Source organism: Kitasatospora sp. NPDC056651 (assembly GCF_042792155.1).
Taxonomy (GTDB): Bacteria; Actinomycetota; Actinomycetes; order Streptomycetales; family Streptomycetaceae; genus Kitasatospora.
Map to the genome: position 1 here is coordinate 9,605 of NZ_JBHTWX010000051.1, position 26,446 is coordinate 36,050.

General features: G+C 75.3%; 22 protein-coding genes. 12 read left to right on the forward strand and 10 right to left on the reverse strand.

What is annotated here, in order from left to right; genetic code table 11:
* Nucleotides 1-137 precede the first annotated feature (137 nt).
* The 3 genes from ACFRAR_RS20560 to ACFRAR_RS20570 all read left to right on the forward strand — a co-directional run bounded on the left by ACFRAR_RS20560 (nucleotide 138) and on the right by ACFRAR_RS20570 (nucleotide 3,791).
* Nucleotides 138-1,199 (forward strand): methyltransferase, encoded by a 1,062-nt coding sequence (locus ACFRAR_RS20560; protein ID WP_380699553.1) that lies wholly within the window; start codon nucleotides 138-140, stop codon nucleotides 1,197-1,199.
* A 34-nt stretch (nucleotides 1,200-1,233) separates the two neighbouring features.
* The gene (locus tag ACFRAR_RS20565; protein ID WP_380699555.1) at nucleotides 1,234-2,133 is read left to right on the forward strand and encodes a phosphotransferase family protein; all 900 of its coding nucleotides are present in this window, start codon (nucleotides 1,234-1,236) and stop codon (nucleotides 2,131-2,133) included.
* A gap of 269 nt (nucleotides 2,134-2,402) precedes the next feature.
* Nucleotides 2,403-3,791: a cellulose binding domain-containing protein gene (locus ACFRAR_RS20570; protein ID WP_380699556.1), complete on the forward strand. Its 1,389-nt coding sequence runs from the start codon at nucleotides 2,403-2,405 to the stop codon at nucleotides 3,789-3,791.
* A 67-nt stretch (nucleotides 3,792-3,858) separates the two neighbouring features.
* Here the strand turns inward: ACFRAR_RS20570 and ACFRAR_RS20575 are convergent, their stop codons facing one another.
* From ACFRAR_RS20575 to ACFRAR_RS20595, 5 genes are all read right to left on the reverse strand, one after another.
* On the reverse strand, nucleotides 3,859-4,539 hold the full coding sequence (locus tag ACFRAR_RS20575) for a nicotinamide riboside transporter PnuC (protein WP_380699557.1): 681 nt from the start codon (nucleotides 4,537-4,539) through the stop codon (nucleotides 3,859-3,861).
* Nucleotides 4,540-4,699: 160 nt separating this feature from the next.
* The gene (locus ACFRAR_RS20580; protein WP_380699558.1) at nucleotides 4,700-5,170 is read right to left on the reverse strand and encodes a riboflavin kinase; all 471 of its coding nucleotides are present in this window, start codon (nucleotides 5,168-5,170) and stop codon (nucleotides 4,700-4,702) included.
* Nucleotides 5,163-5,765, reverse strand: coding sequence for a flavin reductase family protein (locus tag ACFRAR_RS20585; protein WP_380699559.1), 603 nt, complete (start codon nucleotides 5,763-5,765; stop codon nucleotides 5,163-5,165). The genes ACFRAR_RS20580 and ACFRAR_RS20585 overlap by 8 nt, the downstream gene beginning before the upstream one ends.
* A gap of 35 nt (nucleotides 5,766-5,800) precedes the next feature.
* Nucleotides 5,801-7,147 (reverse strand): NtaA/DmoA family FMN-dependent monooxygenase, encoded by a 1,347-nt coding sequence (locus tag ACFRAR_RS20590; RefSeq protein WP_380699560.1) that lies wholly within the window; start codon nucleotides 7,145-7,147, stop codon nucleotides 5,801-5,803.
* Nucleotides 7,148-7,231: 84 nt separating this feature from the next.
* Nucleotides 7,232-8,170: a ribokinase gene (locus ACFRAR_RS20595; protein WP_380699561.1), complete on the reverse strand. Its 939-nt coding sequence runs from the start codon at nucleotides 8,168-8,170 to the stop codon at nucleotides 7,232-7,234.
* Between the two features lie 152 nt (nucleotides 8,171-8,322).
* On the opposite strand from ACFRAR_RS20595, the gene ACFRAR_RS20600 reads away from it, so the two are divergent.
* Entirely contained in the window at nucleotides 8,323-9,315 is a 993-nt protein-coding gene (locus ACFRAR_RS20600; protein ID WP_380699562.1) for a LacI family DNA-binding transcriptional regulator, read from the forward strand.
* Between the two features lie 14 nt (nucleotides 9,316-9,329).
* Here the strand turns inward: ACFRAR_RS20600 and ACFRAR_RS20605 are convergent, their stop codons facing one another.
* From ACFRAR_RS20605 to ACFRAR_RS20625, 5 genes are all read right to left on the reverse strand, one after another.
* Nucleotides 9,330-10,025 carry a DedA family protein gene (locus tag ACFRAR_RS20605; RefSeq protein ID WP_380699563.1) on the reverse strand — a complete coding sequence of 232 codons (696 nt, stop codon included), beginning with the start codon at nucleotides 10,023-10,025 and terminating at the stop codon, nucleotides 9,330-9,332.
* 160 nt (nucleotides 10,026-10,185) lie between these two features.
* Complete coding sequence (locus ACFRAR_RS20610) at nucleotides 10,186-10,557, reverse strand: cupin domain-containing protein (RefSeq protein ID WP_380699564.1); 372 nt, start codon at nucleotides 10,555-10,557, stop codon at nucleotides 10,186-10,188.
* A gap of 53 nt (nucleotides 10,558-10,610) precedes the next feature.
* Nucleotides 10,611-11,798: a diaminobutyrate--2-oxoglutarate transaminase gene (ectB, locus tag ACFRAR_RS20615; RefSeq protein WP_380699594.1), complete on the reverse strand. Its 1,188-nt coding sequence runs from the start codon at nucleotides 11,796-11,798 to the stop codon at nucleotides 10,611-10,613.
* 154 nt (nucleotides 11,799-11,952) lie between these two features.
* Complete coding sequence (locus tag ACFRAR_RS20620) at nucleotides 11,953-13,242, reverse strand: SidA/IucD/PvdA family monooxygenase (protein ID WP_380699565.1); 1,290 nt, start codon at nucleotides 13,240-13,242, stop codon at nucleotides 11,953-11,955.
* Nucleotides 13,239-15,200: a class I tRNA ligase family protein gene (locus ACFRAR_RS20625; protein ID WP_380699566.1), complete on the reverse strand. Its 1,962-nt coding sequence runs from the start codon at nucleotides 15,198-15,200 to the stop codon at nucleotides 13,239-13,241. The genes ACFRAR_RS20620 and ACFRAR_RS20625 overlap by 4 nt, the downstream gene beginning before the upstream one ends.
* A 152-nt stretch (nucleotides 15,201-15,352) precedes the next feature.
* Here ACFRAR_RS20625 and ACFRAR_RS20630 point away from each other — a divergent pair, with 152 nt between their 5' ends.
* The 8 genes from ACFRAR_RS20630 (at nucleotide 15,353) to ACFRAR_RS20665 (ending at nucleotide 26,403) form a co-directional block, all read left to right on the forward strand.
* Nucleotides 15,353-16,189 carry a GNAT family N-acetyltransferase gene (locus tag ACFRAR_RS20630; RefSeq protein ID WP_380699567.1) on the forward strand — a complete coding sequence of 279 codons (837 nt, stop codon included), beginning with the start codon at nucleotides 15,353-15,355 and terminating at the stop codon, nucleotides 16,187-16,189.
* 30 nt (nucleotides 16,190-16,219) lie between these two features.
* Complete coding sequence (locus tag ACFRAR_RS20635) at nucleotides 16,220-18,172, forward strand: FAD/NAD(P)-binding protein (protein ID WP_380699568.1); 1,953 nt, start codon at nucleotides 16,220-16,222, stop codon at nucleotides 18,170-18,172.
* A 261-nt stretch (nucleotides 18,173-18,433) separates the two neighbouring features.
* Nucleotides 18,434-19,795: a hypothetical protein gene (locus ACFRAR_RS20640; RefSeq protein ID WP_380699569.1), complete on the forward strand. Its 1,362-nt coding sequence runs from the start codon at nucleotides 18,434-18,436 to the stop codon at nucleotides 19,793-19,795.
* Complete coding sequence (locus tag ACFRAR_RS20645; RefSeq protein ID WP_380699570.1) at nucleotides 19,792-20,880, forward strand: GNAT family N-acetyltransferase; 1,089 nt, start codon at nucleotides 19,792-19,794, stop codon at nucleotides 20,878-20,880. Before ACFRAR_RS20640 ends, ACFRAR_RS20645 begins: the two co-directional genes overlap by 4 nt.
* Before the next feature lie 31 nt (nucleotides 20,881-20,911).
* The gene (locus tag ACFRAR_RS20650; RefSeq protein WP_380699571.1) at nucleotides 20,912-22,183 is read left to right on the forward strand and encodes an ATP-grasp domain-containing protein; all 1,272 of its coding nucleotides are present in this window, start codon (nucleotides 20,912-20,914) and stop codon (nucleotides 22,181-22,183) included.
* Nucleotides 22,177-23,448: an MFS transporter gene (locus ACFRAR_RS20655; RefSeq protein WP_380699572.1), complete on the forward strand. Its 1,272-nt coding sequence runs from the start codon at nucleotides 22,177-22,179 to the stop codon at nucleotides 23,446-23,448. Before ACFRAR_RS20650 ends, ACFRAR_RS20655 begins: the two co-directional genes overlap by 7 nt.
* Nucleotides 23,441-24,946, forward strand: coding sequence for a TldD/PmbA family protein (locus tag ACFRAR_RS20660; RefSeq protein WP_380699573.1), 1,506 nt, complete (start codon nucleotides 23,441-23,443; stop codon nucleotides 24,944-24,946). Before ACFRAR_RS20655 ends, ACFRAR_RS20660 begins: the two co-directional genes overlap by 8 nt.
* The gene (locus ACFRAR_RS20665; RefSeq protein WP_380699574.1) at nucleotides 24,943-26,403 is read left to right on the forward strand and encodes a metallopeptidase TldD-related protein; all 1,461 of its coding nucleotides are present in this window, start codon (nucleotides 24,943-24,945) and stop codon (nucleotides 26,401-26,403) included. Before ACFRAR_RS20660 ends, ACFRAR_RS20665 begins: the two co-directional genes overlap by 4 nt.
* Nucleotides 26,404-26,446 lie beyond the last annotated feature (43 nt).

The window sequence follows — 26,446 nt, forward strand, 5'->3', positions numbered from 1 at the left end:
GCGGCCCTGGAGGACGGCGGAGGGGGGGGGGGGCGGCCCCCCCCGCCCCCCCCCCCACGACGGTGACGGTGCGCATCGCTGCCGCCACACTGGGCAGCATCCCGGCGCACCGCACCGGACCCCATCGAGGAGGACGCATGCCGCACGACGAGAACCGGCCCGCCGCCGACCGCCCCGCGGCGGACACCGAGGAGGGCCTGCGCCGCTCGGCCGCCTTCCTGGTCGACGAGGCGCTCGGCTTCGCCTTCCCCGCCGCCCTGCGCGCCGCCGCGGAGACCGGGGTGGCCGACGCCCTCGCCGCCGGCCCCGCCACCCCCGCCGAACTCGCCGCCGCCACCGGCACGGACGCCCGCAGCCTGTACCGGGTGCTGCGCCTGCTCGCCACCCGTGACGTGGTCGCCGAGGACGAGCGGGGCCGCTTCACCCTGACCGGCGCCGGGCAGGCGCTGCGCGGCGACGTCCCGTACTCCGCCCGCGACGCCGTCCGGATGCTCACCGACCCCGCCTTCTGGCTGCCGGCCGGGCGGATGGCGCGATGTCTCACCGAGGGCGGCACCGCCTTCGACGCCGTCTTCGGGATGCCGTTCTTCGACCACTTCGCCCGGGACGAGCAGACCGCCGCCGTCTTCCACGTGGGCATGGCGGCGATGTCCGAAGCGGAGAACGCGGTCGTCGCGGCCGCCTGCGAACTCCCGGACACCGGCACGGTGGTGGACGTCGGCGGCGGCCACGGCGGCCTGCTGCGGGAGGTGCTGCGGCGCAACCCCGGGCTGCACGGCGTGCTCCACGACCGGGCCCACGTGCTGGCCGGCCACCGGCTGGACGACGAGAAGGAGATCGCCGGCCGCTGGAGCACCGCCGAGGGCGACTTCTTCACCGCCGTGCCGGCCGGGGACGTCCTGCTGCTGAAGCGGATCACCCACGACTGGGACGACGACCGGTGCGTCACCCTGCTGAGCCACTGCCGCCGCGCGCTGCGCCCCGGCGGCCGGGTGCTGGTCCTGGACGCCGTCGTCCCCCGGGACAACGCGCCGCACCAGGCCAAGGCGATGGACCTGTTGATGATGGTCTCGCTCACCGGCCGCGAGCGCACCGAGGCGGACTTCGCGGAGCTGCTCGGGCGGGCCGGCCTGCGGCTGTCCCGGGTGCTGCCGACGCCGGCCGTCCTGTCCGTGGTCGAAGCGGTCGTGCAGAATTGACCATCAGTCAATCCACGACCGACCGGGGACACACATGACCGAGCGCTTCGCCGTCCTGGACGAGCTGGCCGCCAGGTGGGGCCTGAGTGGCCTCGAAATCGTCGGCAAGGGGCTGGAGTTCACCGTCTTCCGGGCCCTGGAGCGGGACGGCGGGCCGGTGGCCGTCCGGATCGCGCACCGGCGCTTCGACTCCAACGCCAACGACCCGTACGTGGACACCCGCGACCTGCTGGTCCAGGAGTACACCATCGCCCGGCACCTGGCCGCCCACGGGCTGCCGGTCGCCCGGCCCCGGGAGCTGGTCCTGGGGGACGACCCCGGCTCCCCCGACGTGCTGCTCTCCGACTACGTCGAGGACGACGGCTCGCCGCTCGACTCGTACGCCCTGGGCCGGCTCCTGGCCCGGCTGCACGCCGTGCCGCCGCCGCGGATCCGGCCGGTCGCGGCGGAGGGCGGCGGCACGGCGGAGGCGGTCGCCACCCGGACGGCCCGCCGCTGGGCCGAGGTGGGCCGCCGGGTCGCCGGCTGGCCCGAGCCGCCGGCCGCCGCGGCGCTCGCCCGGCGGCTGACCGGCCTCACCGAGGGCAGCCTGCTCCACCTGGACGTCCGCAGCTCCAACATCCGGCGCGGGCAGGGGCGCGCCACCGCCCTGCTGGACTGGTCGAACGCCCTGCTGGGCACCCCCGCCCTGGAGTTCGGCCGGCTGGCCGAGTACGCCCGCTACCCGGAGAACGACCTCGACCCGGCGGCGCTGCGGGACGGCTACGCGAGCCTCGCCGACGTCCCCGCCGCCGACGACCCGTGTCTGCTCGCCGGCCGGCTGGACGCGGCCCTGATGCTCGCCAACGTGTTCCTCTCGGAGGCCGCCGACCCCACTCGCGGCCCGGCCGCCGCCGCCCACGCCCGCGACCTCGCCGAGCGCCTGGCCCCGTAGCGGGAACCGTTCCTCACCCACCGCGGGCCCCGCGGGCCCCGTGGGGCCCGTGGGGCCCGCGGCGTCGCGGCGCGCAATCAGCCACTCCGGGCAGCGGACGGCCGCGTTCCGGTCGATCGTCCGGTCCGGGGTTGACGGCCAAATTGGTCTATGCCACTTTCTGATCGCGCGGCCCCGCCACCTCCTCCCCCACCGCCGGAGCGCAGGTGGGACCGGGCTCCCCTCCGCCGGTGCCGCGTGCCGTCCCCCACACCAGGAGAGGAACCCCCATGAGCACCCGAACCAGCCGCCGACGCCCCCGCGTCCGCGCGGCGCTCGCCGCCCTCGTCGCCGCCGGGCTCGGCGCCGGCCTGCTCGGCGCGGCCGTGCCCGCGGCGGCCTCCGGCGAGTCGCTCGCCGTGCAGTACCGCAACGGCGGCAGCGGCGGCGCCGAAGCCGCACCGTGGCTGAAGGTCGTCAACACCGGCGCCGCGCCGGTCGCCCTGAAGCAGGTCAGGCTGCGCTACTACTTCAAGGCCGCCGCCCCCTCGGCCGTCTACCGCTTCGCCTGCGACTGGGCCGCGCGGGGCTGCGCCAACGTCACCGGCACCTTCGGCACCGTCGACGAGCCGGGCGCGGGCGCCGACCGGTACCTGGAGGTCGGCTTCACCGCGGGCGCCGGGACCCTGGCCCCCGGGGCGAGCAGCGAGGACCTGCAACTGCGCTTCCACCGCGCGGACTGGCAGCCCGTGAACCAGGGCGACGACTACTCCTACGGCGCCGCCCAGAGCGGGTACGCGGACTGGGCGAAGGTCACCGCCAGCGTCGGCGGCGTCCAGGTCTGGGGCACCGCCCCGAGCGCGCCGACCGTTCCGGGCGGCGCGGTGCTCTTCGACGACTTCGACTACACCGGGTACGACGACCCGGCGCTGGCCGCCCACGGCTGGAGCGTCCGCTCCGGCGGCGGCGGCCCGGGCGTGTGGGGCGCGAGCTGGGCGCCCGAGAACGTGACCTTCGCCAAGGAGGCCGGGAACGGGGTGATGACCCTGCGGACCTCCACCGAGGGAACGGCCGGATCCACCCGGCAGAGCGAGTTCCACAGCGCCGCCATGAAGTTCCGCTACGGCACGTACGCCGCCCGGGTCCGCTTCTCCGACGCCCCGGTGACCGGGCCCGACGGCGACCACGTCGTGCAGAGCTTCTTCGCGATCAACGACCTGACGGCCCCGATGGCCAAGGACTACTCCGAGTACGACTTCGAGTACCTGCCGAACGGCGGCTGGGGCGAGACCTCGAACATCTTCTTCGCCACCTCGTGGGACACCTACGGCCCCGAGGGATCGGTCAACCAGTACACGACGTCGCGCAGTTCGTTCGCCGGCTGGCACGACCTCGTGCTCACCGTCGACGACACCGGCATCGTCTACTACGTCGACGGGGCCGAGTTCGCCCGCCACGACACCCGCTACCTGCCCGAGCGGCCGATGCTGATCGCCTTCAACCAGTGGCTCACCGACCTCACCGGCCGCACCGGCACCGAGGCGCGCGCCTACGAGGAGCAGGTGGACTACGTCCTGCACGTCAAGGACCGGTCGCTGACGCCCGCCCAGGTCCGCGCCGGCGTGTCCGGCTACCGGGCCGCCGGGGTGTCCTTCACCGACTCCGTCCCCGCGCCCTGAGCTCGGCCGCCCGCCGCCGCGGGGCCCTCGTCGGGGCGCCGCGGCGGTGGGCGGTCGGGGCCGGCGGTCAGTCCCGGCCCTCGACCAGGACGGCGGGCTCCAGCGGCGAGGCGATCTCCTGCGGCTTGCTGCGGGAGGCCCAGTCGCGGATGCCCATCAGCACCATCACGAAGAAGACGCCGTAGACGATGCCGGAGAAGTACAGCTCGGAGTGGACGGCGAGCGGCACGCCCACCAGGTCGACGGCCAGCCAGACGAACCAGAACTCCACGTAGCGGCGCGCCTGGCTGTACATGGCGAGGATCGAGCCGACGAAGATCCAGGCGTCCGCGAGGACCATCCACAGCGGCGCGCCGGGGTAGAACGAGGCGTCCGTCCACTTCAGCACCGCGCCGAACGCGGCCGTCCCCAGCGCCATCGCGGCGATCAGCAGGACGCGCTCCCGGCCCGACGCCCAGCGGACGTTGATCGCGCCCTCCTGCTCGCGGCTGCGCTTCCAGGTCGCCCAGCCCCAGGAGGCCGACACGATGATCACGATCTGCCGGGCGGCGTTGCCCCCGAGGTGCACGTTCAGGCTGGCGATCAGCAGCAGCACCGAGCCGAGGATCTGCACCGGCCAGGCCACCAGCGAGCGCCGCAGCGCCAGCCAGACGGTGGCGAGCGCCAGGATGTTGCCCAGGAAGTCGGACCAGTAGACGGGGAGGCCGAAGAAGTCGAACTGCTCGTTCAGCCAGTGGAACGCGCTCATGACTCACACCTTTGTTCGTGCGGAGCGAGGTGGGGGAAGCCGGTCGGCCCCACCGGAGGTGGGGGAAGCGGGGCCGACCGGGCACGTGGGCGCAGGGCGCGGGAGGGGATGCGCGCCGAGCAGGTGAAGGAGGGTGAAGCGTCGGGGTGGTGACGGTCCGTCAGCGACGGGCGGCGGCGAGGACGAGCCGCCCGTGCTCGGAGTCCAGCAGGGCCTCCGAGCGGCGGACGTCCTCCCGGGCGGCGAGCAGCAGCTCGTCGACGGAGGCGAACCGCTCGGTGTCCCGGATGCGGGCGACGAACCAGAGGTCGACGCGCTCGCCGTACAGGTCGTCCGAAGTGTCGTGGCAGTACACCTCGGTGTGGATCTCGGGGGTGTCGCAGAAGGTGGGGTTGGTGCCGATGCTGACGGTGGCGCGGTGCACGGTGCCGGTCGCCCGACGGGCCAGCCAGCCGCTGTAGATCGCGGGCGGCGGGACGGCCGTGCCCGGGTCGGGGGCGATGTTGGCGGTGGGGAAGCCCAGGCCCCGCCCCCGGCCGGCGCCACGCACCACGGTGCCGGCCAGGGGGTGCGCGGCGCCGGCCGGGGGGTGCGCGGCGCCGGTCAGGGGGTTCGCCGGAGCGTCAGGCATGGGGGCTGAGCTCGCGGAACTGGCTGGTGTGGAAGACCAGCGGCTCCACCCCGGGGAACAGCTCGGAGGTGAGCAGCTCCATCAGGACGATCTCGTGGTCACCGCCGTCGTACACCGCGCTCACCCGCGCGGTCAGCCACAGGGCCGCCTCGTGGATCAGCACCGCGCCGTCCGCCGTCTCCTGCCGGCCGGCGCCCTCGAAGCGGTCGCCCGCGCGGGAGGCCAGCCGCCGGCAGAGCGCGCCCTGGCCCTTGCTGAGCACGCTCAGCCCCAGCACCGGGGCCTCCAGCAGCCTCGGCCAGGTGGTCGAGGTGCGGGCCACGCTGATCGCGACCATCGGCGGCTCCAGCGAGATGGACACGAAGGAGCTCACCGCGAGCCCGACCGGTTCGCCGTCGCGCATCGCGCCGAGCGCGACCACCCCGGTGGGGTAGGCGCCGAAGGCCTGGCGCAGCACCGCGGCGTTCAGCTCCGCCGGGGTCGGGTCCGTCGGGCTCGGGTCCGTCGGGGTCGGATCCGTCGGGCTCGGGTCCGTCGAGGCGGGTCGCGCTGCGGCGGGTTGCGCCGCGGCGGTTTCGTGAGTGGGGGTGACCATGGTCGTCGCCGTCCTCTCGTCGCGGGTCGGGTGGGTCAGTGGCGGTACTGCGCGGCCGGGTGGCTGGCCGGCAGGTCCCGGCCGGGGGCGCCGGTCAGCCGCTCGCGCAGCGACTCGCCGGCCGCGTACTCGCCGCGGAAGAGGCCGCGGGAGCGCAGGATCGGCAGCACCGACTCGACGAACTCCACGGTGGAGGCGGGCTGCACGGTGGGCGAGAGCAGGAAGCCGTCCAGGTCGGCGCCCTCCGCCAGGGCGCAGATCTCGTCGGCGATCTCCTCGGCGGTGCCGACCACCGGGCGGGCGCCGACGCCGTGGGTGTGCCAGTCGGCGAGCACGTCGCCGACGGTCTTGCCGGCGAACCGGGCGACCTGGGTCTGCGACATCTCGGTGGAGAGCTCCGACATCGGGGTGTCCGGCGCGTAGGAGGACAGGTCGAGGCCGGTGAACATGGCGTAGCTGGCGACGGTGACCTCGGGGCGCTGGGCGTCCAGCACGCGCTGCCAGCGGCGCTCGGCGTCCGAGGTGGTGGCGCCGACGACGCAGGAGAACGCGGACATCACCTTGACCTCGTCGGCCCGGCGGCCGGCCTTCACGGCCTCCTCGCGGATCGCCGCGGTGTGCCCGGCGAGCTGCCGGACCGAGCCGCTGCCGACGAACATGCACTCGCCGTGCCGCCCGCCGACCCGCCGGCCGGCCGGGGAGGCGCCGGCCTGGAACAGCACCGGGGTGCCCTGCGGGGAGCGGGCGGTGTTGCCGTAGCCCTGCGAGCGGAAGTACGGACCGTCGTGCTCGACCAGGTGGACCTTCGCCGGGTCGGCGAACCGGCCGGCCTTGTCCTTCTCCAGGGCGTCGGCCTCCCAGGCGCCCTCCCAGTACTTGTAGGCCAGGTCGAGGAAGTCCTCGGCCATCTTGTACCGGTCGTCGTGCGCCACCATCTCCATGCCGAAGGCCTTGACCGCGGTGTCGGCGGTGCCGGTGGTCACGATGTTCCAGCCGAGGCGGCCTTCGGACAGCTGGTCCAGGGTGGCCAGCCGGCGGGCGAACGCGTACGGCGGCTCCACCAGCACCGAGCCGGTCACCACCAGGCCCAGGTCGGTGGTGCTCGCCAGCAGCGCCGAGGCGATCACGAACGGGTCCAGGCGCGGCAGGTCCAGGGTCTCCTCGGTGGCGATCGGCGGGCGCACGCCGTCGATCTCCGACCAGCCCCAGGCGTCGGCCAGGAAGAGGAAGTCCAGCTTGGCGTCCTCGCAGACCTTCGCGATCTCACGCCAGTAGCCGAGGGTGTCGAACAGGTGCCGCCGGCTGTCGGGGTGGCGCCAGGTGGCGGTGCCGCTCGCGTTGGTCTGGGCGTTCTCGAACAGGCCGATCTTGAGGTTCCGCATGGGGTGTTCTCCGTTGAACTGGTGGTGCGGGGGCGTGGGGGGACTGGGAGCCGTCGGGGTACGGCGGGGAACGGCGGGGGCGGGTCAGGAGGCGGTGGGGTCCTCGGGGCCGGTGGCGGCGTCGAGCTGCGCCGCGGACGGCATGGAGGACTGGGCGCCGAGGCCGGTGACGGCCAACGAGGCCGCGCGGACGGCCCGTTCGGCGGCGGCGAGCAGGTCGGCGCCCCGGGCGAGGGAGTCGGCGAGGGCGCCGCAGAAGGTGTCGCCGGCGCCGACGGTGTCGACGGCGTCCACGACGGGGGCCGGCACGTGCACGGCCGGACGGTCCGGCCGCTTGATCAGCGCCCCGTCCGCGCCGAGCGTCACCACGACGGCCCGGCAGGGCAGCGCGGCCCGCTCCAGCAGCTCCCGCGCCGCGTCCGGCCCCGCGGGCTGCTCCGCGCCGAGCAGGGTGGCGAGTTCGCCGAGGTTGGGCACCAGCACGTCGACGGCGGCGAGCACCTCCGGGGCGACCTCCCGGGCCGGGGCCGGGTTGAGGACGACCGTGCCGCCCTGCTCCCGGGCCCGCAGCACCGCGGCGGCGACCACCTCGGCGGCGATCTCGTGCTGCACCAGGACCACCTCGCCCGCCGACCGGACCAGCTGTCGCGGCAGGTCGGCGACCGACAGCTCGGCGTTCGCGCCCGGGTTGACCACGATGGTGTTCTCCCCGGCCCGGTCGACCACCACGGAGGCGATCCCGGTGGAGGCCTCCGGCGCCGGGTGGACCGCCTCGACGTCCACCCCTTCGGCGGCGAGCGCCCGCAGGATGGTCTCGGCGTCCGCGCCGACCCTGGCGACCAGCCGCACCCGGGAGCCGAGCCGGGCCGCCGCGACGGCCTGGTTCGCGCCCTTGCCGCCGACGCCCTCGACGAAGCCCCGCGCGAGCACGGTCTCGCCGGGCCTCGGCAGGTCCTCGACGGTCAGGACGAGGTCGCGGTTGACCGAACCGACGACGGTGATGGCTGGCATCAGCACTGGCATCCGCACTCCCTGGGAGATCGATCTCCCACACTGTGGCCCAGGCCCCGGGAACCGTCAAGTACCCTTCGTGCTGCGCATTCCGCCGACCCGCGACCGCCGAGCCCGCCCCGGACCCGACGATCCCCGCCCCCGACCGCTAAGGACCCGCCCACGTGACAGCGCCCCGACTCCTCGACGTGGCCGCGGCCGCCGGCGTCTCCCGCGCGACCGCCTCACGCGTCCTGGCGGGCACCCCGCGCAACGTCGACCCCGAGCTCGCCCGCCGGGTCGAGGAGGCCGCCCGGCACCTGGGCTACCGGATCAACCACTCCGCCCGGGCGCTGCGCACCGGCTCCACGGGCACCATCGGCGTGGTCGTCCCCTCGCTCGCCAACCCGTACTTCGTCCAGCTCGCCGACGCGATAGCCCGGCAGGTCCGCGCCGCCGGCGGGCAGCTGGTCGTCTCCGACGCCGCCAACGACACCGCCATCGAGGCCGAGCAGATCGAGACCCTGCTCGGCGGCCGGGTCGACGGCCTGCTCGTCGTCCCCGTCTCGGCCGGCGCGTCCGGCCCCGCCGTCCGGGCCGCCGCCAAGCGCGCCCCCGTCGTCCTCTTCGACCGCTGGGCCACCGGCTCCGGGACGGTCGCCGTCACCCTCGACAACGCCGCCGCGATGCGCCTGCTGCTCGACCACCTCGACGGCCTCGGCCGCCACCGGATCGCCCTGGTCGCCGCCGACCAGGCCTCCTCCTCGGGCGCGGAGCGCCTCGCCGCCTTCACCGGGGCCCGCGGCGCCGACGCCACCACCGTCCTGCTGCCCAGCTTCACCACCGACGCCGGCCGCACCGCGGGCCGGCGCATCGCCGAACAGCGCGACCGGATCGACGCCGTGGTCTGCGGCGCGGACGTCCTCGCCGTCGGGCTGGTCAGCACCCTGCAGCGCTCGGCGGTCTCCGTCCCCGGGCAGATCGCCGTCACGGGCTTCGACGACACCGAGATCCTCGAACTCCTCGACCCGCCGATCACCTCCATCCGCCACCCGCTCACCGCGATGGCCGAGCGAGCTCTGACGCTCCTTCAGTCGCCGTCGCGGGAGCGGGTGGAGGGCGTGGAGCGGTTCGCCCCGAAGCTGGTGGTGCGCGCCTCCACGGACGCGACCGCCTGACGGGGCGTCCGGCCTCAGCCGCGGTGCCGGGCGCCCGGACGGCGGCGCATCCGCACCAGGAACCAGCGTCCGACGGCCAGCAGTCCCAGCGCCACCACGCCCTTCGACACCCAGCCGCCGTACTCCTCCACCAACTGCCAGTTGTCGCCCAGCCAGTAGCCCAGCAGCACGAACGCGGTGTTCCACACCAGGCTGCCGAGGAGGGTCATGGCGGTGAAGGCCATCAGCGGCATCCGCTGGATGCCGGCCGGCACCGAGATGAGGCTGCGCACCACCGGCACCATCCGGGCGATCAGCACGGCCTTGCGCCCGTGCCGCTCGAACCAGGCCTCGGCCCGGTCGATCTCGTGGGCGCTGACCATCGGGACGCGGGCGGCGAGCGCGCGGGTCCGCTCCGGGCCGAGCAGGGCGCCCGCGGCGTAGACGATCCAGGAGCCGACCACCGAGCCGACGGTGGTCCAGGCGATGACGGCCGGCAGGCTCAACGTGCCCTGCCCGGCGGCGAATCCGGCGACCGGGAGGATGACCTCGCTGGGGATGAACGGCAGCACGGTGTCGACGAGGTTGGTCAGGCCGGCGCCCGCGGCACCGAGGGTGGTCATCACGTCGACGGCCCAGCCGGCGACTCCCCCGGCAGGCTCGGCGGAGGCGGCGACGGAGACGGTGGCGGGGACGGAGGAGAGCGAAGCGGTGGCCAAGGTTGCGATCATGCCGTCGACGCTAGGAGCCGGGCCGGGCCGCCACCATGCGGTCAACCGTCCGGCCACCCTGCGGTTTTCCGCACCCCCGACCACGACGGCCGCGCCCGGGGCGGCGGGTGGGCCGCCGCCCCGGGCGGGGATACCGGGCCGATCGGGCAGGTCGGGCCGGTCAGGCCACCGAGTCGACGGTGAAGAACTTGCGCAGCGTCTCGGTGACCGTCCAGGTGGTGCGGTCGCCGGGCCGGAAGCCGGCCACCACGCCCGGGCGCAGCTCCAGTTCGGGGCCGCCCTCGACCCGCACCCGGGCGCTGCCGCGCAGCACCACCAGGACCTCGTTGCGCGAGAACGCCCAGGTGAAGGTGGACGGTTCGACCTGCCAGACGCCGCGGACCACCTCGCGGTCGCCGGACTGCCACAGCACGGCCGAGCTCATCCGCGGGCTGCCGGCCAGGACCTCGCCGGGGAAGCCCGGGTCCCTGGTCAGTTCGACGTCCTCGACGGGCACGGCGAAGGGGACGGCGAAGGGGACGGTCGAGGTCATGGCGTTCTCTCCTGGGGTCGCCGGGCGGGTCACGGGGCCGGTCACGGGGCCGGTCACAGGGCGGCGGTGACGGCCTCGCCGAGGAGGGCGAGCCCCTCGGCCAGTTCGTCGTCCGAGACGGTGAGCGGGGGCAGCAGCTTGACCACCTCGCCGACGGCGCCGGAGGTCTCCACCAGCAGCCCCCGGGCGAAGGCCTCCTGGTTGACCCGGTGGGCGGCCGTCGGGTCCGCGAACTCCAGGCCCCAGACCAGGCCGCGGCCCCGGATCCGGGCCCCGCTGTCCGGGTGGGCGGCCGCGATCTCCTCCAGGCCGGCGGCCACCAGCTCGCCGTGCCGCAGGGTCTCCTTCTCCAGGGTGCTGTCCTGCCAGTACTCGCGCAGCGCCGCCGCCCCCGTGACGAAGGCCAGGTTGTGGCCGCGGAAGGTCCCGTTGTGCTCCCCGGGGGCCCAGACGTCGAGTTCCGGGCGGATCAGCGTCAGGGCCATCGGCAGGCCGTAGCCGCTGACCGCCTTGGACAGGCAGACCACGTCCGGGACGATGCTGGCGGTCTCGAAGCTGAAGAACGGCCCGGTGCGGCCGCAGCCCATCTGGACGTCGTCGACGATCAGCACGATGCCGTGCCGGCGGCAGAGGTCCGACAGCTCGCCCAGCCACTGCGGGGAGGCGACGTTGACGCCGCCCTCCCCCTGGACGGTCTCCACGATCACCGCGGCGGGCAGGTCCAGACCGCTGTTGTCGCTCCTGATCATCGACTCGAGCAGGGCCGGCCCGTCGAACGCCCCGCCGCCGAAGCCCTCGTACGGGATGCGGTGGGTGCCGGTCAGCGGCAGGCCCGCCCCGGCGCGCTTGGCGGCGCTGCCGGTCACCGCGAGGGAGCCGAGCGACATGCCGTGGAAGGCGCCGGTGAAGGCGACCACGGTGGACCGCCCGGTGGCCTTGCGGGCCACCTTCAGCGCGGCCTCGACGCTGTTGGTGCCGGTCGGGCCGGGGAACTGGACCCGGTAGTCCAGCCCGCGCGGGTTGAGCACGTACGTCTGGAGGGCCGTCAGGAGTTCCGTCCGGGCGGCGGTGAACAGGTCGAGGCTGTGGGTGATCCCGTCGCCCTTGAGGTAGGAGAGGAGGGCGTCCTTGAGGACCGGCGGGTTGTGGCCGTAGTTGAGCGTGCCGGCCCCGGCGAAGAAGTCCAGGTACCTGCGGCCCTCGTGGTCGTGCAGGTGGGACCCCGTGGCGTGGGTGAACAGCGCGGGCCAGTCGCGGCTGTAGCTGCGGACCTCCGACTCCGTCGCGGTGTCGGACGGCCGGCCGGGGGCGGCGGACTGGCGGGAGGGAAGCGGGGAGGGAATGGCGTGCTCCTTGGGTTCCTGCGGGGCCGGTCGGGGGCCGGTCGGATGGGCCTCAACGGCTGAGCTTGCGCAGCCCGTCGCTGATGGTCTTCGCCCGGATCGAGAGGAGGCTGAACGAGCCCGCGTCGCCGATGCCGTGCGAGGACTCGCACAGGCCGTTCAGGAACAGCGGCGGGGTCCCGGCGACGGACGGCCGGGTCTCGTAGTCGGCGGAGACGTCGAGGTAGCCGTCGGCGTCGAAGGCGAGCCGGTCGGCGACTCCGGCGAGGACCTGCGGGAAGCGGTCCTGGCGCTCGCCCGGTCCGAGGTCGCGGAAGCCGGTGGCCAGCACCACGAGGTCGGCCCTGGCCTGCTCGGTGGCGCCGGTGACCGACTCCACCGCGTCGAACCGGATGCCGTCGGGGCCCGCCTCGGCCGTGGTGATCCGGCGGCTGCCGCGCACCGAGATGCGCTCCTCGCCGTCCAGCCGCTGCTCGTACATCCGGACGTACAGCTCGCGCAGCACGTCGCCGTCGGCGGAGGAGTAGTTGGTCGGCCGCATGTAGGCGTCCAGCGCCCGCTTGCCCTCGCGGGAGGCCCGGTAGTAGTAGTCGGTGAACCCGGGGAAGTAGCCCTCCTCGCTGAACGGGCTGGTGTCCTTCTCCCGCAGGCTGTGCGAGCGCGCCCAGACCGTCACCCGCGCCTCGGGGAAGCGGTGCGAGAGGTCCAGCGTCAGCTCGACCGCGCTCTGGCTGCCGCCGATCACCGCGATCTCGCGCGGCGGCCCGCCGGCCGTCTCCCGCAGGGCCCGGAGGGTGGGCAGGTACCTGGTCAGGTGGCAGACCCGCGGGTCGTCCAGGGCGTCGAACGGCGCCGGGACGTACGGTGCGCGGCCGGTGCCGACCACCAGCGTCCGGGCCAGCCAGTCGCGGCCGTCGGCCGCGGTGACCCGGTAGACGGAGCCGTGCTCGGGGTGCTCCGCCACCTCGACCCCGACGACGGTGGTGCCGTGCTCCACGTACCGGGCGAAGTGCCCGGCGACCCAGTCGATGTACTGCGCGTACTCCTTGCGCAGCGGGAACTCCACCGGGAGGTTGAGGTGGTCCAGCAGCCTGCCCTGCTCGAACAGGTAGTTGATGAAGCTGTAGCGGCTGCGCGGGTTGCGCAGCGACACCAGGTCGCGGACCGGGTGGTTCTGGATGTCCGAGCCGGGCAGCATCATCCCGCCCTGCCAGGGGGTGCCCGGCGCGCTCGCCTCCAGGAAGCGCATGTCGAGGCCGGCGTCCTCCTCCCGCAGCGCGATGGCGAGGGCCAGGTTGGCCGGGCCGAAGCCGATGCCGAGGACGTCGTGGCAGTGGCTCATACCGTCTCCTCCGTGAGCGGCGTGGCGGACGCGGGCGCGGTGCCGGCCGGCAGGAAGGCCCAGGTGGTCTCCCGCACCGGCTCGCCGGGCAGGCCGAGCCAGCTGTGCACCCGCTGGGCCAGCCCGGGCATGACGGGGTGGGCCAGGCCGGCGAAGGCCTTCGCGGCCAGGTACTCCAGGGCGAGGCTGGTCCTGGTCTCCTCGGCGAGCGAGGCGACGGTGCGCAGCGGCTCCTCGGTGGCCCGGAACTCCTCGGCGCGGGCCACCAGGGAGTCGAGCAGCCGCACGTAGCCGCGGGCGGAGAAGCAGGCGGGCAGCAGCAGGCCGTCCGCCTCCTGGATCAGGGACTGGAGCTGCCGGTAGAACTCGCGCTGGCCGTCGGTCCAGGCGCCGGTGACCGGGACCTTGGCCCCGAACCGCTCGCGCAGCGGGCCGAATCCGGCCAGCCAGTCCCGGGCCGCCCGGTACAGCGGGTCCTGTCCGCACTCCTCGGCGACCGGCCGGGAGATGCTGGTGAGCCGCCCCTCGGGGGCGGTGCGCAGCAGGGCGACCCGGACGGCGTCCGGGTCGGCCCCGGCCAGCGCGTCGTCCGCCCAGACCGCGTGGTCGCGGCTGGTGGAGAACTTGTCGCCGTCCAGCTGGAGGAACTGGTTGGTGACGTAGGAGGCGGGCAGCAGCTCCTCGGTGCCGGTGGCGAACGCGAGGGCGGGCAGCAGCACGGTGTAGAAGAAGCCGTTGTCCAGGCCGAGGAAGAGGGCCGTGTGGCCGGGGCCGTGCTCGGCCGTCTCGGCGCGGTTGGCGTCGAGGAAGGTGAGCGCCAGGTCGGCCCACGGGTCGATCCGCTGGGTGCCGTCCTCGGTGCAGGGCACGCCCCACTCGGCGGTGCGGGTCAGCCGGTACGGCGGCAGCCCGCCCGGGGCGTCGAGCAGCCGCTCGACCTGGGCGCGCAGGTCCGCCGAGAGCGTGGTGTGGGCGAGGTGGGCACGCAGGGTGGCGGCGAACCGCTGGAGGTCCAGCCAGTGGCCGCGCTCGGTGCGGGTGGTGGCCGGCTCGCCGCAGATCCGGCAGTGCGGGTCGAGGAGTTCGACCGCCTGGTTGGGCCGGCCGCAGGCCTCGCAGATCTCGCCGTCGCTGGCCGCGCCGCAGTCGGCGCAGGTGCCCCGGGCGAAGGCCTGGAACAGCGAGAGGTCGCAACCGGCGCAGTAGGCGGTCTCCTCCTCCCGGACGGTGACGGCGGGCGATTCGAGCAGCCGGTCGAACCAGGCCCGGACGCGCTCGGCGTGGCCGGCGTCCCGCGAGGGCCGGGTGGTCCGGTGGACGTCGACGCCGGCCGCGGCCAGGGTGCGCAGGATGGCGTCGCCCTGACCGCCGGCGACCTCCTGGGGCGTGCCCTTGCCGAGCCGGGAGGCGGCGGACACGTAGGACTGGTGGTCGTCGGAGCCGGTGACGTACCGCGCCTGGCGGCCCATGTCGCGCAGTGCGCGGGCGAACATGTCCGCCCGGACGTAGGGGCCGGCCAGGTGGCCCAGGTGCAGTCCGCCGTTGGGGGTCGGCGGCGGGCAGAACACCCGGACGTTCTCGGGCAGTTGGTCGCGGGGGGCGAGCCGGTCGAGCGCGGCCGTCGCGGCCTCGGTGTTCTCCCAGTAGACCGAGACCAGGTCGAAGGGCTGGTCCGACTCGTTCCTGATCTCGTGGAAGGAGAAGGGCGTGAGGTAGACCACGTCGCCCTTCGTCAGGACGCGCTCCTCCTCCCCGAGCACCACGGTGGCACGGCCGTCCAGCACGAAGAAGATCTCGCCGTCCTGGTGGGAGTGGCGCTTGGAGACGCTGTGCGCCGGGACGCTGCCGTACACGGACCCGAACGGCAGGCCGGCGATGTCCTCCGCGCTGAGCAGGGAATCCAGGTTCATCTCGTAGGACCACGTCATCCGGGTCCGGTCGAACGTTCGCGTAATCACCCTTCGAGCATGGCCAGTCGACGGGCGGCGTCGCCAGCGATGTCGGCGGCCGGAGGCTGCCGTGGCCACTCGTGGTCAGCTGCCGCGGGCCCTGTGCGCGGGGGCGAGCTGGCATGGTGAGGCCAACACCCCGATCGACCGGAGGGATTGGCATGGCCAGAGGTGTCCGTCGACTGGTGCCGTCGGACGTGCCGGCGTGTCTCGCGCTGGCCGTGGACCGCGACTGGGGGTCCGAGGAGGCCCGGTGGCGGCTGATGCTGGACGTCGGCGACGGGTACGGATGGGAGGGCCCGGACGGCGAGTTGTGCGCCACCGCGGTGCTCTCCCGGTACGGCCGCGCGGGGGTGGTCGGCATGATGCTGGTCGACTCCCGGCACGAGCGGCGCGGGATCGGCCGCGCGCTGATGGAGCATCTGCTCGGCGAGGCGCGCGACTTGGACAGCGTCTTCCTCTACTCCACCGCCCAGGGCCTGCCGCTCTACGAGAAGCTCGGCTTCACCGCCCAGCACGAAGTCGCCATGCACATCGGGGAGTTCGACGCCTCGGCGGCCGGTCCGGCGGTCACCGGCCGGCCGTCCGCCGAGGAGCGGGCGCAGGCCCGGGCGCTGGACGCGGCGGTGCACGGCCTGAACCGGTCCCGACTGCTCGCCCGGCTGCCGGAGTTCGCCGACCGGATGCTGGTCAGCAGGGGCGCCGACGGGCGGGTGGACGGCTACGCCGCGGCCTGGCGCAACCTCGACCGCACGGCGATCGGACCGGTGCTCGCCCCCGGCCCCGAGACGGCCCGGGCCCTGGTGACCGGGCTCGCGGCCGGGAGCGGCGGGCCGGTGCGGCTGGAGTGCAAGGTCACGCCGGACGCGGACCTGCGGGCCTGGGCGCTGCGGTGCGGCCTGGCCGAGGCCGGCCGGACCACCTTCATGGTCCGCGGCGCGCCCCTGCCGACCGACGGGGCGCGGATGTTCGCGCCGCTGATGCACGGACTGGGGTGACCGGCGATGGGAGCGAGGGAGACGACAGGGATGCCACCGCTGACTCCGTACCGGATCGCCGTGATCGGCACCGGCCCCCGGGGCCTGGCCGCGCTGGAACGCCTCGCGGTGCGGCTGGCGGAGCGGCCGCCCGCCCGCGAGGTCGAGATCCTCGCGATCGACGACCACGCGCCCGGCTCCGGGCGGATCTGGCGCCCGGACCAGTCGCGGCTGCTGCTGATGAACACCCCGGCCGGCGAGGTCACCATGTTCTCCGGCCCGTGGCGGGGCGGGGAGCCGAGGCCGGGAGCGGGCCCTTCGCTGGCGCAGTGGTGGAGCGGGGCCGAACCGGAGGCGGGCGGTCCCGCCGCGTACGCCCCGCGCGCCGTGTACGGCCGCTACCTGGAGTTCGTGCTGGACGTGGTGCGCGGCGCGCTGCCGGACGGGGTCCGACTGCGGCCGCTGCGGGCCCGGGTCGACCGGCTGCGCCGCCGGCCCGCGCCGGAGGCCGGCTGGACGCTCACCCTGGCGGACGGCGGCGAACCGGTGGGCAGTGGCGAACCGGTGGACGGCGGCGAACCGCCGGCCGGCCGCGAGCTGGTGGCGGACCGGGTGCTGCTGGCCACCGGCCACAGCGTGCCGCGCCCCGGCCGGGAGCAGCGCGAGCGGGCCGCCTTCGCGGCCCGCCACCGGCTGGCCCACGTGACCGCGGACTCGGCCGCCGACATGCCGCTTGGCCGGATACCGGCCGGCGCCACGGTCGGCGTGCTCGGTCTCGGCATGGCCTTCTACGACGTGCTGAGCCTGCTCACCGAGGGCCGGGGCGGACGGTTCGAGCCGGCCGGCGACGGCCTGCGCTACCTGCCCGGCGGCCGGGAGCCTCGGCTGCTGGCCGGCTCCCGCAGCGGGGTGCCGATGCCGGCCCGGGGCGTGAACCGGAAACGGCCCGACTACGCCTACCGGCCCAGGCTGTTCACCCTCGACCGGGTCGAGGAGCTGCGGGCCCGCGGCCGGATCGACTTCGAGCGGCAGCTGATGCCCTGGCTGCGCGCGGAGCTCGGACTGGTCCACCACGAGGCGGCCCTGCGCGGGCTGCACGGCGACGCGGCGGCGCGGTCCTTCACCGAGCGGGCGGTCGAGGCCGCCCTGCGCGGCCCGGCCACCGAGCCCGAGCGGGTGGTCGCCGAGGAGGCGGCGCGCGCCGGGCTGGCCGACGCCGCGCCGGTCGACCTGACCGCCTGGGCGCGGCCGTTCGCCGGCCGGGACTTCCCCGACCGGGCCTCCTACCAGCGGGAGTTGGCCGCCCACCTGACCGAGGACCTGGAGCACTGCGCCCGGGGCAACCTCGACGACCCGCTGAAGGCGTCCGTGGAACTGCTGCGGGTGGTCCGGCACGTCATCCGGGCCGCCGTCGACCGCTCCGGTCTCACGCCGCGCTCCCACGACGGCTGGTTCCTGCCGGTCTTCGCCCCGGTCTGCGCCCAACTCTCCAGCGGGCCTCCGGTGTTCCGCGTCCAGCAGGTGCTGGCGCTGCTGCGCGCCGGGGTGCTGGAGGTCGTCGGCCCGGACGCGCGGTTCACCGCCGACGCGGCGACGGGGAGGTTCACCGCGTGGTCCCCGAGGGTCGCCGGGGCGCCGACCCCGCTCGACGGGCTGATCGACGCCCGCATCCCCGCCCCGGACGTGCGCGGCGACAGCTCGCCGCTGATCCGCGACCTGGTCGGGCGCGGCACCGTCACCAGCTACGTCAACGCCTGGGACGGCGAGCTCTTCGACACCGGCGGGCTCGCGGTGACCGAGGCGCCGTTCCACCCGGTCGACGCCGACGGGCGGGCGGCGGACCACCTCTACGCCTCCGGCATCCCGCTGGAGAACGTCCGCTGGTTCACCCAGGTCGGCAGCGGGCGCCCCGGTGTCTGGACCGACTTCACCCGGGAGGCCGACGCGATCGCCGAGGACCTGGCCGCCGCCGTGGCCGGGGACCGCGCGCTCGCCGCTCCCTGACCGGTCGCGCGCTCCCCCGGGCCGGCCCCCCGCCGGGGTCTACGGCACGCTCCGGCCAGGGCAACAAGCGGTCACCGCAAAACATGGACACCCCTGCGCGGACCGGCAGAGAATCGCCAGTCAGCGGGGACCTTTCACCACCGGGGATGGAGAACCCACCATGAGCACCGCCGAGTTCGACCGGCACGCCGACGAACTGCCGCACCCCGCCGAGGAGTTCCTCGGCCTCCCCGACGCCCCGGCCGCTGTGCCGGTGACCCCGTGACCGGCGCCGGGCCCGCCGCGCCCCGGCGCGTGGACCAGGTCACCGAGCAGTACCTGAAGGACTGCGCCCGACCCGGCGGCGCACTGCTCGACGTGGTGCGCACCGCCGCCTACCCCCCGGCCTTCCGGGACTGCTGGGCCGAACGGATGCTGGCCCGCCCGCTGTTCGTCCCCGAGGGCGAGCTGCGGGCCTTCACCCGGGACCTGGACGCGTTCGTCGACCTGCTGGAGTCGATCCCGCAGCGGCTGTTCGACGCGGACCTGGGCCGCTACTGCGACCACCTCGGCATCGACCCGGCCCGGGCCGCGGTGCTGCGCCGGTTCGCCGTCGGCCCGCTGGTCCGCTACGGCCGGGCCGACGTGCTCCACGACGGGAGCGCCTTCCGGCTGCTGGAGATCAACATGGCCAGCAACCTGGGCGGCACCGACCGCGCCGAGATGCAGCGGGTCCTGATGGAGACGCCCGCCTTCCGCGCCTTCGCCGGGGAGCACGGCCTCGGCTACGTCCACACCGGCGAGCGGATCCTGCGGATGCTGGCCGCCGCCCGGCCCGGAGCCGGGGACGGCCCGGCGAGCTACGCGCTGGTCTGCGGGCGGGGCGGCCTGGCCAGGTACCGCCACCTGCTGCTGGGCTTCCAGGAGATGATGGGCCGGCTCGGCCTGGCGTTCCGCCTCGGCGAGCTGGACGACGTCGGCGAGCGCTCCGGGCGGGTCCTGCTCGACGGCACGCCGGTCGACGTGGTGCTGCGCTTCTTCAACGTCGACGAGGTCTGCGCGGACGCCGTCACCGCCGCCCGCGCCGAGGTGCTGTTCCGCGCCCACGAGGAGGGCCGGGCGCTGCTCTGGTCCCCGATCAACGGCTCGCTGTTCTCCAACAAGGGCACCATGGCGCTGCTCTCGGACCCGGCGACCCGGCAGCTGCTCACCGCCGAGGAGGCGGCGACGGTCGACCGGGTGCTCCCGCCGACCTTCCTGCTGACGGCGGACACCGTCGAGTACTGCCGCGACCGGCGCCGGGAGCTGATCCTCAAGCCGCTGCGCGACTTCGGCGGCCGGGGCATCGTGCCCGGCTGGCGGCTGGACGACGGCGCGTGGCACACGGCGCTCGACGAGGGCGTCCGGCAGCACTACGCGGTCCAGCGGCGGGTGCGCCCCGCCCCGGAACCCGTGGTCTCCCCGGAGACGGGGCGGACCGAGGACTGGCACGCCGTCTGGGGCGTGTTCTTCACCCCCGAGGGCTACGCCGGAACCGATGTGCGAGCCGCTCCGGCGGCCCACAGCGCGGTCGTCAACTACGGGCTCAACCCCGAGGTGCGCACCGGCTGCGTCTTCACCTACCCGTCGGGAGCACCGTCATGACCGCCGCAGGCTTCGAGACCGCCGAGTCCGCCGAGGTAGCCCGCCGGGGCTGGGCCGAACTGCTGCGCCCCGAGGACCTCTACCTCGGGGAGCGCTGGCTCAAGGTCGCCGAGCGCACCGCCGGCTGCCCGATGCGCTACCTGCTGCACGACGAGGACGGGGTGCCCACCGCCGGGCTCGCCACCGCGCTGGCCGACGCCACCGCGCCCTGGGTGCTGGGCCGCCCCGACACCCTGCTCGGGTTCAGCGCCGAGGCCGGCCGCCCCGGCGCGGCGGAGATCCTCGCGGCGCTGCCCGGCCCGCCCGCCGACAGCCTGCTGCCCACCCTGGTCTGCGGCGGCCGGCACATGGGGCGCAGCCGGGTGGTCACCCGCGCCGGCACCGGCCGCGCCGCGATCGAGGCGCTGGTGGCCCGGGCCGAGGAGCTCGCCGCCGAACAGGGCGCCGCCTCGGTCGCGTTCCCCTTCGTCGAGGAGGGCGACGCCCCGCTGCGCGCGGTGCTGGAGGCGCGCGGCTACCTGCGCCACGAGTCGGGCCGCTACAGCACGCTCGCCGTCGGGCCGGGCGGCTTCGAGGAGTACCTGACCGGCTTCTCCGGCACCCGGCGCCGCTCGGTGCAGGCCGAGCGGCGCCGGATCCGGGCGGCCGGCGTGGAGTTGCGGATCGAGCCGCTGAGCGCCGGGCTCGTCCCCCGGCTCGGCGAGCTGGAGGCGCAGCTGATGGCCAAGTACGGGATCACCTGGACGGCGGCGCAGACCGAGGAGGTGCTCGGCGAGATGCTGGCCGCCTTCGGCGAGGACGTCCTGGTGGTGCTGGCCGAGGCCGACGGCGCGATCCGGGGCTTCGCCACCCTGCTGGAGTTCCGGGGCCACTGGTACGCCCGGCAGAGCGGGTTCGACTACGCCTACCAGTCGGAGAAGAAGCTCGCGCTGTACTTCGAGACCGTCTACTACTTCCCGGTCGAGGCCGCGGCCCGGCGCGGCATCGGCGCCATCCAGTTCGGCCTCGGCAGCGAGGACACCAAGCTCTCGCGCGGCTGCACGGCCGAGACCCAGTACGGCTACCTGCTGCCGCTGGGCGTCTGACCCCCTCCCCCGAACGACCATCGAGGACTCCATGACCGACGGCCCTGTGATCGCCATCGTCGAGACCGGCAGGGGCGAGTACGGACTCCAGCCCCTCATCCGCGCCCGGGAGTTGGGCCTCCGCCCGGTGCTGGTCACCGACGACCTCGGCCGGTACGCCGTCGACGACGCGTCCCGGGAGCTCATCGAGCGGACCGTCCACGCCGTGGTGTCCGCCGACACCACGGACGGCGCCGCGGTGACCGAGGCGCTGCGCCCGTACCAGGAGCGCGGCGAACTGTGCGGCGCGCTCGCGGTGATCGACTACTACGTGACCGTGGTCGCCGAGGCCGCCCGGGCGCTCGGGCTGCCCGGTCTCGCCCCGCAGGCGGCGCACGCCGCGCGCAACAAGCTGCGCACCCGCGAGGTCTGCCTGGAGCACGGGGTGCCGGCGCCCCGGTTCGTCCGGGCGATGTCGGCGCGGGAGGCCGTCCGGGCCGCCGAGTCGGTCGGGTTCCCCTGCGTGGTCAAGCCGTTGACCGAGGCGGCCAGCATCGGTGTCCGGCTGTGCCGGACGGCCGAGGAGGTCGCCGGGCACTACGGGCTGCTGACCGAGTCGGCGCTCGACATGCGCGGGATCGCCAAGCCCGGCGGCGTCCTCGTCGAGGAGTACCTGACCGGGTACGAGCTGAGCGTGGAGGTCCTCACCACCGGCGCCGGCCCGCAGGTCGTCGGGGTGACGGACAAGGCACTCGCCCCGCACCCGTACTTCGTGGAGATCGGCGAGACCTTCCCGACCCAACTCCCGGACGCGGTACGGGACGAGGCCGTCGCGGTGGCGCTGGCGGCGCTCAGGGCGATCGGCCACGACTTCGGCGCCGCCCACGTGGAGATCAAGATGACCGCCGACGGCCCCCGGCTGGTCGAGGTCAACGCCCGGATGGCCGGCGCCCAGATCGGCCGGATCATCCGGGAGGCCACCGGGCTGGACCTGCTGGCCGAGGTGCTGCGCCTGCACGCGGGCCTGGAGCCGGAGCTGTCCGTCAGCCGGAACGCGGCGGCCGCCTCGCGCTACCTGACCGCGGTGGACGGCGGGGTGCTGGACGGGTTCGGCGGGGTGGACCTGGTGGAGCGGCTGCCCGGCGTGCTCGCGGTGGACCTCTACGCCCGGCCGGGCACCGAGGTGCGCCGGGGGCGCAGCAACGCCGACGTCCTCGGGCACCTGGTGGTGCGGGCCGACACCCCGGCCGAGGCGGCCCGCTGGGCGGAGACGGCGGCGCTGATGCTGACGGCCGAGGTGCGCCCGGCGGACGAACCGTGCTGAGCTCGCTCACCGCCGCGCTGCCGCGCGGCCGCGGTGCGGCGCCGTTCGCGGCGGCCGGCTTCGCCAACGCGGTGGGGATGGGCGTCTACTACCCGTTCGCGCTGCTGTTCTTCCAGTCGGTGCTGCACGTCTCGCTGTCCCGGATCGGGGTGGGCCTGACCGCGGCGGCGCTGATCGCGCTGCCGCTGATGCCGTGGGTCGGCCGCCGGATCGACGAGTTCGGGCCCAAGCGGGTGCTCTTCGTCAGTACGGCCGTCCGGGCGGCGGCCTTCGCCGCCTTCCCGCTGGTGGGCTCCTTCCCGGAGTTCGTGGGCCTGAGCGTGCTGGTCGCCCTGACCATGCGCACCGAGCAGGCCGCGAGCCCGGTGCTCGCCACCGTGCTCGCGGGCGACGGGCCGCGCGGGCCCTGGCTGGCGCTGTCCCGCGCGATGTTCAACGCGGGCTTCAGCCTGGGCGCCCTGGCCGCCGGGCTGGTCGCCACCGCGACCGGCGGGAAGCTGGTCGCGGTGGGCCTGGCGAACGCGCTGTGCATCGCCGTCACCTCGCTGCTCTACCTGGCGCTGCCGGGCGGCCGGACGGACCCCGCCGACCGGCCCGGCGCCCGGACGGCCAAGCCCTGGCGCAACGGCCCCTTCCGAGCCGTCGTCGCGGCCGGCGCCGGGCTGTGGATCATCGCGGTGGGGGTGGAGACGGCCCTGCCGGTGCACCTGCTGCACGGGCTGTCCATGCCGCCGTGGACGGTCAGCGCCCTGTTCGCGGTGAACACCCTGCTGCTCACCTTCTGCCAGGTCCCGGTGGCCCACCGGTTGGAGCGCTACCGCCCGGGCGCCCTGGTGGCGGTCGGGTCGGTGCTGCACATCGCGCTGCTCGCGGCGCTGGCCGTCGCCGGGAGCCTGGGCTCCGCCGTCCGGATCCCGGTGCTCGCGGTCGCCATGGCCGTCTACACCCTCGGCGAGCTGATCACCTCGCAGGCCGTCCTCACCCTGCTCACCTCGCTGGCACCGGAGCCGCACCGGGGCTCCTACCTCGCCTTCAACCAGATGTTCATCGGGCTGGCGAACGCGCTGGCGCCGCTGCTGGTGACGGTGACCCTGGACCGCTCGGCGGCCGCCCTGTGGTGGCTGCTCGCCGCCTGCGCCGTGCTGATCGCGGTGTTCGCCCGCCGCGACGGACAGCCCGACCACGACAGGCAGCCCGACCACGACGGCCGGACCGGCACACCGGTCGACGGCCCGGACCAGGACGGGGAGGCGGCCCGTGCCTGAGCCGGACCCGGAGTTCACCCGGCTCCCCTACCGCCGACTGTCCGAGGCCGCCCTCGGCCGGGCCGTCGAACTGGGCGCGGAGCACGCCGACTTCCGCTTCGAGCGGGTCCGCGACGCCTCCTGGCGGCTGCGCGACGCCCGGCTGACCGGCGCCTTCGACACGGTCGCCACCGGCTTCGCGGTGCGGGTCCTGCACCAGGGCGTGTGGGGGTTCGCCGCCGGCACCGAACACACCGCCGAAGCGGCGGTCGCCGCGGTCGAGCGGGCGGTGGCCGCCGCGGCGGCGGCCCGGCCGCTGACCCGGGCCCGGACCGAACCGGCCCCGGAGCCGGTCCACCGGGACCGCGTCTGGGTCTCCTCGTACCGGGTCGACCCGTTCGCGCTCTCCCCGCGGGAGCGGACGGCGCTGCTCGCCGAGCGCAGCGCCGCACTGCTGGCCGGCGCCGGGGTGCGACACGTGGACGCCGCCCTCCAGGCCGTCCGGGAGAGCAAGTACTACGCGGACACCGCCGGAACCTCGACCGTCCAGCAACGGGTGCGCGTGCTCCCGGAGTTCACCGCGTACCGGCCCGACCCCCGGTCGGGGGCTCTGGTGAGCCTGCGGACCACCGCCCCCTCGGCCGGGCGGGGCTGGGAGTACCTCACCGGGGAGGGCTGGGACTGGGACACCGAACTCGCCGCGCTCCCCGACCTGTTGGCGGAGAAGGCGGCGGCACCCTCGGTCACCCCGGGCAGCTACGACCTGGTGATCGACCCGACCAACCTGTGGCTGACCCTGCACGAGACCGTCGGCCACGCCACCGAGCTGGACCGGGCGATCGGCCACGAGGCGGCCTTCGCCGGCACCTCCTTCGCCACGCCCGACCGGCTCGGCGAGCTGCGCTACGGCTCGCCCGCCATGCACGTCACCGCGGACCGCACGGCCGAACACGGCCTGGCCACCGTCGGTTTCGACGACGAGGGGGTGGCCGCCCAGCAGTGGGACCTGGTCCGGGAGGGCATGCTGACCGGGTTCCAGGTCGACCGCGGCACCGCCGCCCGGGCCGGGCTGCCGCGCTCCAACGGTTGCGCCTTCGCGGGCGGCTTCGACCGGGCGCCGCTCCAGCGGATGCCCAACGTCTCGCTGCGGCCCGCACCGGACGGACCGGACCTCGACGCGCTGCTGTCCCGGGTCCGGGACGGGATCTACGTGGTGGGCGACGACTCCTGGTCGATCGACACCCGGCGGCAGAACTTCCAGTTCACCGGCCAGCGCTTCCACCGCATCCGCGACGGACGGCTGGCGGGGCAGGTCAGGGACGCCGCGTACCAGTCCACCACCGTCGACTTCTGGCGGTCCCTCGAAGCGGTCGGCGGGCCCGGGACCTACCTGCTGTGCGGGGCGTTCCACTGCGGCAAGGGGCAGCCCGTCCAGGTCGCGCCCGCCGGGCACGGCTCCCCCGCGGCCCTCTTCCGCCAGGTCAACGTCCTCAACACGACTGGAGCGAACCCCCGTTGATACCGGCACGGGAACTGATCGAACGGGCCCTCGGGCACTCCCGGGCCGCCCACTGCACGGTGGTCGTCGACGACTCCACCGAGACCTGGCTGCGCTGGTCCGACGGCGACCTGACCGCCAACGGCAGCGCGGACGGGCGCCGGGTCACGGTCCTGTCGGCCGTCCCGGGCGGCGGCGGGACGGCGCTCGGCAGCCGCTCCGCGACCGGCGTCGGGCCGGACGGGCTGGAGGCCCTCGTCCGGGCCGCCGAGGCGGCGGCCGGGCAGGCGCCGCCGGGCGGCGGGAGCGTCGAGCCCCTCGGCCCCGGACTCCCCGGCGGCGCGGGTGACTTCGCGGGTGACGCCACGGTTGCCGTCACGGGTGGCTTCGCGGGTGACTTCGCGGACGGGGAGCCGGCCGCCCCGCACCGCCTCGGTGACCTCGTCCCGGCCCTGGCCGACTGGCAGCGGCGCGCCGCCACCCCGCTGGCCGGTTTCGCCCACCACACCACCGTCACCACCCGGCTCGGCTCCTCCACCGGCCTGCGGCTGCGCCACACCCAGCCCACCGGCACCCTCGAACTCCAGGCCCGCTCGTCCGACGGCACCCGGTCGGCCTGGGCCGGCACGGTCGGGCCCGACCTCGGCGGCGTCGACCTGGCCGCCCTGGAGTCACTGACCACCGACCGGCTGCGCCGGGCCCTGCCGTACCGGCCGCTGCCGCCCGGCCGGTACGAGGTGATCCTCCCGCCCGGCGCCGTGGCCGACCTGATGATCACCGCCTACCGGGTCGCCGGGGCCGACGACGCGGTCGAGGGCCGCACCGTCTTCGGCCGCCCGGGCGGCGGCACCCGGCTGGGCGAGCGGCTCGCCGCCCTGCCGCTCACCCTGCGCAGCGACCCGGCCGAACCCGGCCTGGAGTGCCCGCCCTTCGTGCTGTCCCGGGGCGCCGTCTCGGACGTCTTCGGCGGCGCCGTGCAGGCCGGCTCCGACCCGCTGGACAACGGCCTCCCGCTGGGCCCGGTGGACTGGATCAGGGACGGCGTGCTGACCTCGCTGCTCACCAGCCGGGCCGGCGCCGCCCGGCTGGGCCTGCCGGTGCGCCCGGCGGTCGGCAACCTGGTCCTCGACGGCGGGGGCACCGCCTCGCTCGCCGAGATGGTCCGCACCACCCGGCGCGGCCTGCTGCTGACCTGCCTCTGGTACATGCGCCGGACCGACGCCGCCACCCTGTCGCTGACCGGCCTCACCCGGGACGGGGTCTACCTGGTCGAGGACGGGGAGATCACCGCCGAGACGGACGACTTCCGCTTCGCCGAGTCCCCGGTCTCCCTGCTCGCCCGTGCCACCGGGGCGGGCCGCACGGAGCGGGCGCTGGCCCGCGAGTTCGGCGCGCACTTCCCCCGGACGGCGATGCCGCCGCTGCGGATCCCCGACTTCCACCTGACCTCCGTCAGCCCGGCCGCGCGCGGGCGCTGAGCCCGGGCCGGGCGGCTCGGGGTCGGGCCGGGCGGTTCGGGGT

Excerpts from the sequence above, each read along its gene's own strand:
- ACFRAR_RS20585 (WP_380699559.1), bottom strand. The coding sequence starts at position 5,765 with ATGGTCACCCCCACTCACGAAACCGCCGCGGCGCAACCCGCCGCAGCG.
- ACFRAR_RS20650 (WP_380699571.1), top strand. The coding sequence starts at position 20,912 with ATGACCGACGGCCCTGTGATCGCCATCGTCGAGACCGGCAGGGGCGAG.
- ACFRAR_RS20565 (WP_380699555.1), top strand. The coding sequence starts at position 1,234 with ATGACCGAGCGCTTCGCCGTCCTGGACGAGCTGGCCGCCAGGTGGGGC.
- ACFRAR_RS20570 (WP_380699556.1), top strand. The coding sequence starts at position 2,403 with ATGAGCACCCGAACCAGCCGCCGACGCCCCCGCGTCCGCGCGGCGCTC.
- ACFRAR_RS20610 (WP_380699564.1), bottom strand. The coding sequence starts at position 10,557 with ATGACCTCGACCGTCCCCTTCGCCGTCCCCTTCGCCGTGCCCGTCGAG.
- ACFRAR_RS20560 (WP_380699553.1), top strand. The coding sequence starts at position 138 with ATGCCGCACGACGAGAACCGGCCCGCCGCCGACCGCCCCGCGGCGGAC.
- ACFRAR_RS20630 (WP_380699567.1), top strand. The coding sequence starts at position 15,353 with ATGGCCAGAGGTGTCCGTCGACTGGTGCCGTCGGACGTGCCGGCGTGT.
- ACFRAR_RS20645 (WP_380699570.1), top strand. The coding sequence starts at position 19,792 with ATGACCGCCGCAGGCTTCGAGACCGCCGAGTCCGCCGAGGTAGCCCGC.
- ACFRAR_RS20620 (WP_380699565.1), bottom strand. The coding sequence starts at position 13,242 with ATGAGCCACTGCCACGACGTCCTCGGCATCGGCTTCGGCCCGGCCAAC.
- ACFRAR_RS20595 (WP_380699561.1), bottom strand. The coding sequence starts at position 8,170 with ATGCCAGTGCTGATGCCAGCCATCACCGTCGTCGGTTCGGTCAACCGC.
- ACFRAR_RS20580 (WP_380699558.1), bottom strand. The coding sequence starts at position 5,170 with ATGCCTGACGCTCCGGCGAACCCCCTGACCGGCGCCGCGCACCCCCCG.
- ACFRAR_RS20605 (WP_380699563.1), bottom strand. The coding sequence starts at position 10,025 with ATGATCGCAACCTTGGCCACCGCTTCGCTCTCCTCCGTCCCCGCCACC.
- ACFRAR_RS20635 (WP_380699568.1), top strand. The coding sequence starts at position 16,220 with ATGCCACCGCTGACTCCGTACCGGATCGCCGTGATCGGCACCGGCCCC.
- ACFRAR_RS20590 (WP_380699560.1), bottom strand. The coding sequence starts at position 7,147 with ATGCGGAACCTCAAGATCGGCCTGTTCGAGAACGCCCAGACCAACGCG.
- ACFRAR_RS20575 (WP_380699557.1), bottom strand. The coding sequence starts at position 4,539 with ATGAGCGCGTTCCACTGGCTGAACGAGCAGTTCGACTTCTTCGGCCTC.